The 13,043-nt window shown below is 39.3% G+C and carries 12 protein-coding genes; 9 read left to right on the top strand and 3 right to left on the bottom strand.

Features of this window, described 5'->3' with window-relative positions; all coding sequences use genetic code 11:
- Window positions 1–275: 275 nt before the first annotated feature.
- From H6G06_RS08065 to H6G06_RS08095, 7 genes are all read left to right on the top strand, one after another.
- Window positions 276–1,262: an ABC transporter ATP-binding protein gene (locus tag H6G06_RS08065; protein WP_190558856.1), complete on the top strand. Its 987-nt coding sequence runs from the start codon at window positions 276–278 to the stop codon at window positions 1,260–1,262.
- Entirely contained in the window at window positions 1,263–2,075 is an 813-nt protein-coding gene (locus tag H6G06_RS08070) for an ABC transporter permease (protein WP_190558857.1), read from the top strand.
- 234 nt (window positions 2,076–2,309) lie between these two features.
- On the top strand, window positions 2,310–4,085 hold the full coding sequence (locus tag H6G06_RS08075; RefSeq protein ID WP_190558859.1) for a GldG family protein: 1,776 nt from the start codon (window positions 2,310–2,312) through the stop codon (window positions 4,083–4,085).
- An 85-nt stretch (window positions 4,086–4,170) separates the two neighbouring features.
- The gene (locus H6G06_RS08080; protein WP_190558861.1) at window positions 4,171–4,812 is read left to right on the top strand and encodes a DUF4340 domain-containing protein; all 642 of its coding nucleotides are present in this window, start codon (window positions 4,171–4,173) and stop codon (window positions 4,810–4,812) included.
- Between the two features lie 22 nt (window positions 4,813–4,834).
- Window positions 4,835–5,689, top strand: a complete 855-nt coding sequence (gene purU / locus H6G06_RS08085) for a formyltetrahydrofolate deformylase (RefSeq protein WP_190558863.1) — start codon at window positions 4,835–4,837, stop codon at window positions 5,687–5,689.
- 282 nt (window positions 5,690–5,971) lie between these two features.
- Window positions 5,972–6,772, top strand: a complete 801-nt coding sequence (locus tag H6G06_RS08090) for a hypothetical protein (RefSeq protein ID WP_190558865.1) — start codon at window positions 5,972–5,974, stop codon at window positions 6,770–6,772.
- A gap of 86 nt (window positions 6,773–6,858) precedes the next feature.
- Window positions 6,859–7,455 carry a hypothetical protein gene (locus tag H6G06_RS08095; RefSeq protein ID WP_190558867.1) on the top strand — a complete coding sequence of 199 codons (597 nt, stop codon included), beginning with the start codon at window positions 6,859–6,861 and terminating at the stop codon, window positions 7,453–7,455.
- A 27-nt stretch (window positions 7,456–7,482) separates the two neighbouring features.
- Here H6G06_RS08095 and H6G06_RS08100 read toward each other — a convergent pair whose 3' ends face one another.
- From H6G06_RS08100 to mnmG, 3 genes are all read right to left on the bottom strand, one after another.
- Complete coding sequence (locus H6G06_RS08100) at window positions 7,483–8,022, bottom strand: late competence development ComFB family protein (RefSeq protein WP_190558869.1); 540 nt, start codon at window positions 8,020–8,022, stop codon at window positions 7,483–7,485.
- 1,060 nt (window positions 8,023–9,082) lie between these two features.
- Entirely contained in the window at window positions 9,083–10,315 is a 1,233-nt protein-coding gene (locus H6G06_RS08105) for a hypothetical protein (protein WP_242039629.1), read from the bottom strand.
- 213 nt (window positions 10,316–10,528) lie between these two features.
- Window positions 10,529–12,466: a tRNA uridine-5-carboxymethylaminomethyl(34) synthesis enzyme MnmG gene (gene mnmG, locus H6G06_RS08110; RefSeq protein WP_190558871.1), complete on the bottom strand. Its 1,938-nt coding sequence runs from the start codon at window positions 12,464–12,466 to the stop codon at window positions 10,529–10,531.
- Window positions 12,467–12,655: 189 nt separating this feature from the next.
- Between mnmG and H6G06_RS08115 the strand changes: the two genes are divergently transcribed.
- A complete protein-coding gene (locus H6G06_RS08115; protein ID WP_190558873.1) occupies window positions 12,656–12,802 on the top strand; it encodes a P-loop NTPase family protein in 147 nt (48 codons plus the stop codon).
- Window positions 12,803–12,825: 23 nt separating this feature from the next.
- Window positions 12,826–13,038, top strand: a complete 213-nt coding sequence (locus tag H6G06_RS08120; protein ID WP_190558875.1) for a hypothetical protein — start codon at window positions 12,826–12,828, stop codon at window positions 13,036–13,038.
- Window positions 13,039–13,043: the final 5 nt, after the last annotated feature.

Below are 13,043 nucleotides of genomic sequence, written 5' to 3' on the forward strand. Positions count from 1 at the left end.
AGCATAACCATACAGTGAATACCAAGTCAATATTGATACTAGTTATAGACAATAAAAATTAATACATGGTTACAAATAATGATGTATTAAGGTATTTACATACAAATTTTATTTTTTTGTGATATTTAATTTCACAGCTATAACTATATAAGCAAGCCAGACCCCCGACTTCTGACATCAATCTAGAATTTATCGACAAGATAAAAAAGAAGTCGGGGATCTTATTATGTTATCTAAATGCGATCGCTCATACATATCACACAAATCACATCCAAATGATAGAAGTTGAACATCTCAGTAAAATATATGGTTCTACCGCAGCGATAACCGATGTCACCTTTAGCGTAGAACCAGGAGAAATCTTAGGTTTCTTAGGTCCAAACGGTGCGGGTAAAACCACAACTATGCGGATTTTAGCCGGCTATCTACCAGCAACCAATGGCAAAGCCAAAATAGCCGGGTATGATGTCCATGAAAATTCCCTCGCTATCCGCCAGAAAATCGGCTATTTACCGGAAACACCGCCTTTATACCCCGAAATGACCGTTGAGGGATTTCTGCATTTTGTAGCCCGAATTAAAGGGGTATCCGCTGGCGATCGCCGGCAAAAAGTTGAAGCAGCTATGCAACGCTGCAACTTGCAAGAAAAACGCAAAGTCATTATTCGCAAGCTTTCCAAAGGTTATCGGCAAAGAGTCGGCATTGCCCAAGCCATAGTACACGATCCCCCAGCCATTATCCTGGATGAACCCACCGTAGGACTAGACCCCCGACAAATTATTGACGTGCGAAACCTGATCAAAAGTCTAGCCGGAACCCACACAATTATCCTTTCTACCCACATTCTCCCAGAAGTGAGCATGACTTGTAGCCGTGTAGCCATCATCAATCGCGGTAAAGTTGTAGCCATCAATACACCAGAAAATTTAATGACCCAGTTGACAGGAGGTTCTGGTTATGAGTTAGAAATCACAGGAGAAGCGGCGCTGGCCAAACAGGTATTACAAAATGTATCGGGCGTGATTTTGGTAGAATCAATGCCGACAAGTTATCAAAACCGCCCCCATCTGCGCGTCATATCCGAACCAGGAACAGAACCAGGAAAAGATATTGCTGCCGCTTTGATTCGGGGAGGATTTGATTTATATGAAATGCGACGTGTTAGCGCCAGTTTAGAAGATGTATTTTTGCAACTGACCACAGAAGAAAAGAATTTACAACCGGAAACAGACACAGCAGAAACAGAAGGAGAAAACGCATAAATGGGTATCGTCATCGCTAACATTATTGCCATTTATCGCCGGGAATTACAAAGTTATTTTGTATCACCTTTGGCTTATGGTATAGCTGGCATCTTTTGGTTTATTTCTGGTTTATTTCTGGTGATGATTCTACTCGGACCCGGTGGAATTTTACCCACAATTGCTGCTTATGATGTTCAAGGGCAGCAATTTGGAATTCCCGTTCCACCAATAGATGTACCCTATGAATTTGTCCGCGCATTTTTAGATCGCATCAGTTGGTTATTATTGTTTATCCTGCCCATACTTTCAATGGGACTTTATGCCGAAGAACGCAAACGGGGAACATTAGAATTATTAGCTACATCACCAGTTACTAACTGGGCTGTAGCCGTCGGTAAATTATTAGGAGTGCTAACGTTTTTTATTACAATGGTTTTACCATTACTAGGTTTTGAAGCCATCGCCATTAGCGGATCAAATCCTCCCATGTCCCCCATCATTCCCATTGTTGGTCATTTAGGTTTAATCTTACTTGCAGCAGCAATTTTATCTTTAGGAATGTTCATTTCCTCATTAACAGACAGCACACTTTTATCAGCCGTTCTCACCTTTGGTGTTGTGGTCTTACTGTTATTGATTGACTCCATCTCTAAAGTTATTCCCGGCCCCATAGGACAAGCTATAGGTCATCTATCCCTACTCAAACATTACAACACTTTAATTCAAGGTATTTTTGACAGCAGCGCCTTAATTTTATTTGCCAGTTACATTATATTAGGCATCTTTCTTACAGCCCAATCAATTGATGCACTCCGTTTTCAACGTCAATAGTCAATAGTCATTAGTCAATTTTTTTTGCTCACCCATTACCAATTACCCCTTATACCAAATTGATATGAAGTTGCATAAAATAAGATATCAAGAATAATTGACCACAGATAAACGCAGATAAACACAGATAAAGATGGATGATTAAATTGATGTCATCATTCTGTGCAGCCTCACATAAAATTGGTATTAATTACCAATTACCCATTACCAATTACCAATTACCAATTACCAATAATGAAAAAAATATCTAAAAAAAAATTTGCCAACCTGCTATTTTTGTTTGGACTATTCTTATTAACCCTTGGTTTAACAGTCGGTTTAATTTCCGAAAAATGGGGTATATTACCTTTAGCATTTATAATTTCTGGTTTTCTAATTTGCGTTGTTTGGATCGGACTTAAAACCCAGCAAAGTCAGTTTTGGAGTAAACGGTCTACCCAATCTACAACTAACGCCTTAGTTGCTACTTTAGCAGTATTAACAATATTAGGATTAATCAACTTTTTAGGTACACGCTACCAGTTACGCCTAGATTTAACAGAAACTCAATTATTTACCCTCGCACCCCAATCTAAGGAATTACTGCGTAACTTACCAAAACCTGCAACAGTCTGGTTATTTACCAGAGAAGAAAATCTTCTAGACCAAGAATTACTAGAAAATTATCGTCGTCAAAGTCCCAACTTTAAATTTGAATATATCGACCCCCAAACCAGACCAGGATTAGCAGAAAAATTTGGTGTCAAAGATTTTGGTGAAGTTTACCTAGAATTTGATAATAAACGCCAATTAGTACAGACAATCCGCGAAAATGAACGTCTATCAGAAGTTAGATTAACTAGCCGTTTGCAACAAATCATTAGCAATACTACCGCCAAAGTTTACTTTCTTCAAGGTCACGGTGAACTAGAAATTACATCTGCTAAAAATTCTATTTCCCAAGCAGTACAAGGATTAACAGACAAAAATTTCACAGCATTACCTCTCAATTTAACAGAACAAACAAAACTTCCTGAAGATGCTGCTGTTGTCGTTGTTGCTGGACCAAAACGAGCATTATTTGACGGCGAAGTTAAAGCCTTGCAAGATTATCTTAATAGTGGCGGTAACTTAATGTTAATGATTGACCCCAATATTGATCCAAAAATTGATAACTTGCTCAAAGATTGGGGTGTAAAATTAGATAATCGTTTAGCTGTTGATATTTCTGAGGTAAGTTCAGGATTAGGACCTGCTGCACCTTTAGTTAGAGAATATGGACAACATCCCATCACTAAAGATTTTGGCAATGGAATTTCTTTTTATCCCCTCGCACGTCCTATACTAATTAACCCAGTTCCTGATATCGAATCTACTCCTCTACTCAGAACTAAATCATATCCTAGTAGTTGGGCAGAAAGTAACCAGCAAAGCGAAAAGTTAGAGTTTAATGAAGGTCAAGATTTGAAAGGACCGCTAACTTTAGGCGTAGCATTAAAAAGAAAGTTACCATCCCCAACTCCTACTGCTTCCCCAACTCCTACTGCTTCCCCAACTCCTACAACTTCCCCAACTCCTACAACTTCCCCAACTCCTACTGCTTCCCCAACTCCTACAACTTCCCCAACTCCTACAACTTCCCCAACTCCTACAACTTTCCCAACTCCTACTGCTTCCCCAACTCCTACAACTTCCCCAACTCCTACTGCTTCCCCAACTCCTACCGCTTCTCCAACTGAGGAAAATTCTCAAAACAAAACCAAAGAATCCCGGTTAGTGGTGTTAGGAAACTCAGATTTTGCCAGGGATGGCTTATTCCAGCAACAATTAAATGGAGACGTATTTCTCAACTCAGTAACTTGGTTGAGTCAGCAAGATCAACAACCCCTTTCAATTCGTCCCAAAGAACCGAAAAATCGCCGCATCACCATGTCAACCGCAAAAGCCAATTTATTAAGTATTTCTTCCTTGTTGCTTTTACCTTTCATTGCTTTGACAACAGGCGCTATTATTTGGTGGAAAAGAAGATAGGTACTGGGGACTGGGGACTGGGGACTGGGGACTGGGGACTGGGTAATCACTTTTATCTTTACCAATTACCACTGATAACTGATTCATGAAACGTACAACTTTAATTTTGATACTTTTAGCCTTGGGCTTGGGTGGTTTTGTCTACTTTCATGAAATTAGAGGTTCAACGCAGCGAGAAGAAGTTAAAAAAAATCAGCAGCAAATTTTCTCTTTTTCTGCTGATGATGTTCAATCTTTATCTGTCAAGACTAAGGATACAACATTAAATCTAGAACGTAGCGGTAAACCAGAACCGCCAAAATGGGTAATTAAATCGCCAATTTCTGAACCTGCTAATGATGCCATTATTTCTTACTTAATGGATTTGTTGGTTAAAGGAAAAAGTGAAAAAACCGTATCAACTCCACCTAATCAACTGAGTGAATTTGGTTTAGATCAACCCCAAGCAACTATTGATATTCAACTCAAAAATCAGCAAAATCATAAATTAATTTTAGGTAAGCCTAATTTTAACAATAGTTTCTTATATGCCCAAGTTGACCCGAATGATACCAACAATGGAAATAACCAGGAAAATACCCAGGTTTTGTTAGTTTCTAAAGATTTCGCTAATGCTGTAAATAGGGAATTATCCGAGTGGAAAGAAGCAGGTAAAGAAGCTGGTGAAAATAGTCAATCACAACCTTTACCGGGACTGCCAGAACCTACTCCAACTAATGGACAATAAACAATATCTACATGATACAAATATGATCAAACAAACAGCCACTTTACTTATTTCTTGTCCTGATCAACGGGGATTAGTCGCCAAATTTGCTAATTTTATTTATGCTAATGGTGGTAATATTATTGACGCTGACCAACATACAGATTTTGAAGCTGGGTTATTTCTCACCCGCATAGAATGGCTGTTAGAAGGTTTTAATTTACCAAAAGATTTAATTGGACAGGCTTTTAATGCTATTGCACAACCTTTAGGCGCTACATGGGAATTACACTTTTCTGATACTGTTCCCCGCATTGCTATTTGGGTAAGTCGTCAAGACCATTGTTTATTTGATTTAATCTGGCGACACAAAGCAAAAGAATTTCATGCAGAAATTTCCCTAATTATTAGTAATCATCCCCATTTACAGGAAGTAGCAGCACAATTTGGGATTGAATATCATCATATTCCAATCACTAAAGATAATAAACTAGAACAGGAAATTAAACAATTAGAATTACTGCGTCAATACAATATTGATTTAGTGGTATTGGCCAAATACATGCAGATTGTCAGCGCCAATTTTATTCAACATTTTCCGCAAATAATCAATATTCATCACTCATTTTTACCTGCATTTATTGGTGCTAATCCCTATCATCGGGCTTTTGAAAGAGGAGTAAAAATTATTGGTGCTACTGCACATTATGCGACGGCGGATTTAGATTGTGGTCCAATTATTGAACAGGATGTAGTCAGAGTCAGTCACCGAGATAATGTGGATGATTTGATTAGAAAAGGTAAAGATTTAGAACGGGTTGTATTAGCTAGGGCGGTGCGATCGCATTTACAAAATCGCGTTTTGGTCTATGGTAATAAAACTGTGGTTTTTGAATAATCGTAAGTGGTCAGGAGTCAAAATAATTAGTGAACAATAAGATTTTCGACTTCTGAGAGAATTTATAGTAAAAGGCAAAAGGCAAAAGTAGAACCATTTTCATCACTGAATCTGAGCTTTTAAGAATGTCCTAAGCGCCTTGTTCATTGCTATAAGTTGAGAGGATTACATTTTTTTGTAAGGGTTTAGCAATGCTAGACCCCTACTTATCAGTGCTATAGAGGACAGTCAAAATGTAGACTTTCATGAAATACTAGCTTCAAGTATTATTGTTAACGGCAAATGAAACAGCTAAAGTCCCGTTCTCAAGATTTACGCAGCTTATTTGAGAACAGTATCACCATAGAATATGTAGCCGAACCTCTGAAAGCTGTAAAAGCTGATGCAGATATCACCGAAGTAACAGATTGGATGGAGTTACAGGATTTTGATGTCGTCGGGGTGGAAACAGAAGGTACTATCACGGGTTATGTAGAACGTTCTACTTTAATAAAAAATCAATCTGGAAAATGCCGCGACTATCAACGAGTGTTTCATCCTCAAGAACTTATTGCCATTTCTACACCCTTGATGAAGTTGTTACCCATTCTGCCACAAAAATCCAGATTATTTGTATTAGACTGTAATCAAGTCAGTGGCATTATTACCTGTGGTGATTTGCAGAAAGCACCAGTACGGATGCTGCTGTTTGGGTTGGTGACGTTGCTGGAAATGAATTTGTTACGACTGGTGCGGCTTTATTATCCCCAAGATTCATGGCAAAAAATCCTCAAACCTGACCGCTTAGAAGCTGCTCAAAAGTTATGGTGTGAGAGTCAACAAAGAAATGAAGCTACAGATTTATTAGATTATCTGCAATTTTGCGATAAGCGCGAATTAGTATTAAATCAACCAGAACTGTTTGATAAATTGGGGTTAAAGTCAAAACGCTCTGGTGAACGCTTTCTCAAATCCGCTGAACATTTGCGAAACCGTTTAGCACACGCTCAAAATCTAGTCAGTGGTTCTTCTTGGCAAGAGTTGATTTCTTTAGCGGAAGGTATGGAACGTTTATTAATCCATTGTGAAGAAATTGAATCTTAACGTATCCAGAAATTAGCAAATACTTTCTGATGCCAGTATACTTAAAGGAAAGCACTAATGAAAAATTAAGAATTTATACAATAAATATGTCTAAACAATTGCCATCATCAAGTGATTTAACAAAATTGCCAACAGAAGCCGAAAGAGAAGAGCAACTGATGCAAGATGTTCTTCTCTTATTGGAAAATTTGATTTACAGAGAGGAAGCAACAGTTAAGTTAATCTTGAATTGTCTCTATGATGCTGGGGCAACTAATTTGATTAACCAAAGGTTTCAGTCTCGGACTCTCAAGAGAAGCCTGAAATTGATTTCCAAAATATCTAAACCTGCGTTCAGAATCATTGCTTGGCAATGGTTTAAAAAGAATTGTCCTAAATTGATCACTGATTGGTTGCAAAGCCAAATTGAGTTTAAAAGGATAGAAACCCCAAAATTAGAAATTGTAGTAGAAAATCAAGATACCAACTTAAATTTTTTTTCCCAGGAGCAATATCGGATTTACGAAGTCAAACAACTTCGCTCTCAAGTTAAATTGTTGACTAGTATGTTAGTGGGGGTGGTTACTGTGTTAACTGGTAGCTTTATTGGTGCTGGTTATTTACTAGAGCGATCTCATTTACAAGTAGTAGAAGAATTACAAACTCAGGTAAAAACTCTGGAGGCCAGTGTTAATAAGCCTTAGCAGGATGCTGACTGGTGATGCCGTAAATTAATGTCGATTGTTATTCCAGTCAAATGTGTCCTGGTTTGAAGCAACGGTTCTATTCCAGGCTGTCTTCCCTCTCGAAAGATTGAGCAGTTTTTGCTCAACTGCATCAGGTAACTGCTCCCACGACAGGTCTTCACATTGCAGCAAAACTTTGAGTTTTTCCAAAGCTTCAATAGCTGAAGCTGCCTGGTCTTCTTGGAAATTGAGAGGATCGTTAACACGCAGAGGATCTCTTTGTACAGCTACAATTCCTTGACGCACGGCCATGGTAATTTTCGGAGACAACTCTGTTTTTGCGTGATGCCATTGCCTTTGGAACCCTCTTTTACTAGTTGCATACAGTCCAGGTAACCGATTTAAAGCATAAGCAACAACTTCTGGTTGTTTGATGTGCTGAGAAACTTTCACAGGTAAGGCTTGTATTTGTTTTTCAACTTCCTCTGCCACTAACACTTCCATGACATTGCAACAATGTTTTTTCAATGCCTGTTGTTTGGAATCGTTAATGGAAGAATTCAAGGATGAACGATAATTTGACATGGCTGATAAAATTGATTGATTTTTATTTTTTATGAATTTTTTGTGCTTTCAGTTAAAGTTTTGACTAACATACTTCAACTCTAACTTAAATTTTAATTGCCTAATTTTTGAATAAATCTTACTCTGGGAGTATCCCAAACGTGTAAGTTCACTGTTTACTGTCATGGTGTAGCTTGCTTTCTGCAGGGTATGAAGCGTATCTTTCGGGAGACTATGACTTAACAGCAAAACTAAGTGTGGCGTTAGCACAATGCTTCACTCCGTTACGCAATGCCTCCGGCTCCCGTAAGGGATACAGAATGACAATTGGCGATGTTTTTGCCAAATTGGGATGCTCCCACTATATCTAGATTATGTAATTATGGAAAATGGTAATTTTACTAATTTTACTCTCAATTATGAGTTTTTAATTGTTCAAGATTTTATGTAAATTCACGGTTGAAAAATATAGGACTCCTATTTGATTTTTGAACAGATTGCGTACACATCTATCCTATTGCATATTTCTTATTGCATATTTCTTATTGCATATTCCCTGCCTCAACGAAAAATTCATAAACAAAACCGGATTCCTATAGGAGATTTTATATAGACACTCATTTAAGTTAATTAAGAGCATCGCACCACTACACTAAGGCGTAAATAGAGCAGCTATTTAAAATCTTAGGACTTACGCAAGATAGAACTCAAAACCTGATTCTTGCGTAGGGGTAATTCATGAATTACCCCTACTTCCGTTTTGTTTTGCGTAAGTCCTGAATCTTTGAAAAGCTCAATCTATCTATCAGCTTTTTGACTTTTTACTTCCGCGAAGCGGTACTAGCTACCTAAACCAACAGCCATACTGTGTCGGCTTTTAGACTTATAATTAAGAAAACCGGGGTGCAGGAAGCAGGTAACAGGGTGAGAGAGTTTAGCAACTTTTGCACAGATGCGGGAATTACAAACCACGGCAGATTGCAAATGAAGTACAAAATTTAAATCAAAAAATGGCTACCGCCACGCTGCGCTATCAAGTATCAAGAAGGTTTTACTCCTGCCTCCTGCCTCCTGTCACCTGTCACAACTTCTGACCTGCATAAATTGAGCGAACCTCACCATTACGGCGGATAATCGCCTCACCGTTACTTACCTCCACTAGAGTCCAACCACTAGCACCGATATTCTCTCCCAGGTTAATCCGGCGAGTCACACTATCAATTTTAAACAAAGCCGCAGATTTGTTACCTAGCTCTAGCAATCCTTCTAACTCGGCCGAATAGGCAGGTAAATACACTTGCTGGGTAGTAGTTGGTACTGATTCTGGCTTCGGTAATGGTGCTGGTGCTGTAGCCGCAGGTAGTTTTGGTGGTGTTAAGCGGGGTGACTGAGAAGTAGCTGCCTGCTTCACAGTTGCTGAGGAAATTTTTTCTGGGATGGGCTTGGTTGCTGATTGCACATTCCTGGGGGAATCTTTCACAAATTCAGGTGGGGATACCTGCACCGACATTGGCAAAACTTCTGGTAATGGGCGTATAGATGGAGGCGCTTGATAAACAGGGATATATATGCGCTCCACAACATTTGTTACCCGACTGGGAGCAGGTGGGGCATTGTTAGCCGCGACTGGTAGGGGTAAAGTCCCAACAGGTTGGTTAATGGGTGAAGTCAAAGAGTTTGTTTGGTTCAGATTGACATCACGGAACTCAGATTTAGGAGACCTTTGATCATTACTGGGTCTTTGCTGGTCTATAACTGCCAAGGCTTCCAGCATATAATTAACCAACTCTGCCTGGGGGTCTGGTTGTACAAGTACAGGTGATTGTTGCTGATCTGTTGGTAGTGTCTGCGGAGTGAATTTGGCAGTAATATTATTAAATAATCCCGGTTCTGCTAGGTAGATTGTGCCAACCATCGCCACGCTTAAGGTTGAACCTAGCATGAGCAGATTGCCCAAACCACCGCTGTTTTTCTGATTCCTTTTCCTAATTGCAGTCACAGAGGGAGGATTGAATACCAGTGTACTCGTTTGCTGCTTTTGGATTGGCGAAATCGCCTGAACTGCTCGGTGTACTGTCTGTGGCAATACAACTTCTTGCATCTTCACTGCCACTGCTTGCATGGGTACATATTCTGTCCTGATAGTTTTGGCAGGGCGCTTTCTACCACCATCCAGAATGTTGTCGATATCGGTGAAGAGATCATCTATCAAGCCTTCAGCGTAAGTCTCTATCGACAAGGCTTCGTTAGGGATGAAGTCCTCTATTGCTTCGGAAATAATTAGATGGGTGCTGGCTTCTGGTATCATAGACATCTTCTTTGTGGCTGCTAGGACGGGGAAAGGACACCCCTGTTGCTGGGAAATCAAGTTTTTGAAATCACACTGCTCATCACTCATCTCAGAGGAGATTGATTGATTTAGCAATGGTATTAAATTCTACTGTGATTTGTAAATGATTGATGATGTCACTTCAAAATAACTATGTCATCTATCATACTGATCCCCCACCCTATACTATACTCATCTTCAATTAGTTTTTGTATCTGCCAATAGCGGAAATTGAGGCTGCTCCTTGGTTTTACGGATTTCTAAATAAATTAACAAGGCATTGATATCCGCAGGGTTAACTCCGCCAATGCGGGCTGCTTGACCAATTGTTAAGGGTTTTACTTTCCCTAGCTTTTCTCTAGCTTCTTTGGAAAGGGTATCAATTGCTGCATAATCTAAATTAGCAGGTAAGGGACGATTTGCTTGACGGGCTATTTGCTCAATTTGGTTTTGCTGTCTTGCTAGATAGCCAGAATATTTAATATCAATTTCTGCCCCTTCTTTTTCCGCTTGCTTGAGGCTGATGTTACCTAGTGCGTATCTTTCTAAGTCAACATAGTGTATTCCTGGACGACGCAACAAGTCAGCAAGAGTAATTGAGCCTTTGATTGCTTGTTGGGTGTCTTGGGCGATCGCTCTCCCTATGTCGTCATGTTCTTTTATTCTAGTAGAATGCAGACGTTCTTTTTCTGCAACAATTTGCTCTTGTTTGCTGGTAAACAAATCCCAACGTCTGTCATCAATTAAACCAATTTCCCGCCCCAAGGGTGTCAAGCGTTGATCAGCATTATCGGAACGTAGTAATAAGCGATACTCTGACCTACTTGTGAGCATTCGGTAAGGTTCACGTAAATCTTTGGTACACAAATCATCAACCAAAGTCCCGATGTAACTTTGTTCACGGGGGAAAATAATCATTTCCTCACCCCGCACATATCGCGCTGCATTCACACCCGCTACCAAACCTTGAGCAGCAGCTTCTTCATAACCGGTGGTTCCGTTAATTTGTCCCGCACAGAATAACCCGGCTATCTTCTTCGTCATCAATGTCGGATAACACTGGGTTGCGGGTAAATAATCGTACTCTACAGCATAGGCAGGACGCAACATCACGCAGTTTTCCAGACCCGGAAGACTCCGCAGCATCAGCAATTGCAGATTTTCTGGTAAACCTGTGGAAAAACCTTGGATGTATAATTCTGGTATATCTCGCCCTTCTGGTTCAATAAAGATTTGGTGACTTTCTTTATCAACAAAGCGGACTATCTTATCTTCAATACTGGGACAATAACGGGGTCCTTTTGCTTCTACCCAACCCCCATACACAGGGGACAGGTGCAAATTTTCTTGAATTAAACGATGGGTTTCTTTAGTGGTGCGGGTCATGTAACAGGGTATTTGTTCCCGTTTTACCCATGCTTGGGGGTCAAAACTAAACCAGCGGACTTTTTCATCCCCCGGCTGGATTTCCATTTTACTGTAATCTACAGACCGCTTATCTACCCGTGCAGGTGTGCCGGTTTTTAATCTCCCGGTTTCAAAACCCAAGCGGTTGAGAGTTTCCGTTAAACCAACTGCTGCAAATTCCCCCGCTCGTCCAGCGTCCATAGATTTGTTACCGACCCAAATCTTACCACCTAAAAATGTACCCGTTGTTAAAATTACAGTTTTGCATTCAAACGCTACACCGAAATAAGTCTCAACGCCAATTATTTCATCATTAGCGCCTAAGACTAAATCTGTCACCATACTTTCCCGAATTGTCAAATTTTCTTGATTTTCGACAATTCCTTTCATTACTGCTGCATATTCGCGCTTATCTGTTTGCGCCCGTAATGCCCAAACTGCTGGACCCCGTGAAGAGTTGAGGATACGTTTTTGTAAGTAGGTGCGGTCTGCAACTTTACCAATTTCCCCACCTAAAGCGTCTACTTCATGGGTTAATTGGGATTTAGCGGGTCCACCGACTGCGGGGTTACAAGGTTGCCAAGCGATTTTATCTAGATTAAGGGTTAATAGCAGAGTCCGACAACCGAGGCGGGCAGTAGCTAAAGCTGCTTCGCAACCGGAGTGACCTGCACCGACGACGATTACATCATAAGCGTCTTGGAATTCTATAGCATTGTGCATGGTCATAAGCAGTTAGGAATTTAAATTTAAAAGTTAAAAAAGCTAGTTACAGTAAGTATTTTAGCGTATATTTTGGTTAATTGTCAGAATCAGGATTTCCAGGATTTAAGGATTTACAGGATGTACTTCTGGAATGTTAATATAAAATCCGATAAAATAAGATAATATCTTTTATATGTACAACAAACTGAAATTATGAAAATTAATCAACTAAGCTATTATAACCATGAACTAGAGTGGCAATTAGAACCAATTACTTTTTCTGATTTAACGCTTTTAGTTGGTATTTCAGGTGTAGGAAAAACTCAAATTATCAAATCCATCTTAAATTTTAAAAAATAGCTAATGGTGATTCATTAAATGGTGTGGAATGGGAATTACACTTTAATATAGATGGAAATAATTATAAATGGTCAGGTGAGTTTGAAAATAAAAAAATAGAAAAGTCTTTTTTCCAGGATGAGAATAAAACATTGACTGTAAAAGATAGACCAATTATTATCCGCGAATTTTTATATAAAGATGATGAATTAGTTATTGAAAGAAATAGTAATAAATTTTTATTTAGCAAAAAATAATTACC

The organism is Anabaena sphaerica FACHB-251 (assembly GCF_014696825.1).
Classification (GTDB): Bacteria; Cyanobacteriota; Cyanobacteriia; order Cyanobacteriales; family Nostocaceae; genus RDYJ01.

Coding starts and splice junctions, on each gene's coding strand:
- H6G06_RS08065 (WP_190558856.1), top strand. CDS start 276: ATGATAGAAGTTGAACATCTCAGTAAAATATATGGTTCTACCGCAGCG.
- H6G06_RS08070 (WP_190558857.1), top strand. CDS start 1,263: ATGGGTATCGTCATCGCTAACATTATTGCCATTTATCGCCGGGAATTA.
- H6G06_RS08075 (WP_190558859.1), top strand. CDS start 2,310: ATGAAAAAAATATCTAAAAAAAAATTTGCCAACCTGCTATTTTTGTTT.
- H6G06_RS08080 (WP_190558861.1), top strand. CDS start 4,171: ATGAAACGTACAACTTTAATTTTGATACTTTTAGCCTTGGGCTTGGGT.
- purU (WP_190558863.1), top strand. CDS start 4,835: ATGATCAAACAAACAGCCACTTTACTTATTTCTTGTCCTGATCAACGG.
- H6G06_RS08090 (WP_190558865.1), top strand. CDS start 5,972: ATGAAACAGCTAAAGTCCCGTTCTCAAGATTTACGCAGCTTATTTGAG.
- H6G06_RS08095 (WP_190558867.1), top strand. CDS start 6,859: ATGTCTAAACAATTGCCATCATCAAGTGATTTAACAAAATTGCCAACA.
- H6G06_RS08100 (WP_190558869.1), bottom strand. CDS start 8,022: ATGTCAAATTATCGTTCATCCTTGAATTCTTCCATTAACGATTCCAAA.
- H6G06_RS08105 (WP_242039629.1), bottom strand. CDS start 10,315: ATGTCTATGATACCAGAAGCCAGCACCCATCTAATTATTTCCGAAGCA.
- mnmG (WP_190558871.1), bottom strand. CDS start 12,466: ATGACCATGCACAATGCTATAGAATTCCAAGACGCTTATGATGTAATC.
- H6G06_RS08115 (WP_190558873.1), top strand. CDS start 12,656: ATGAAAATTAATCAACTAAGCTATTATAACCATGAACTAGAGTGGCAA.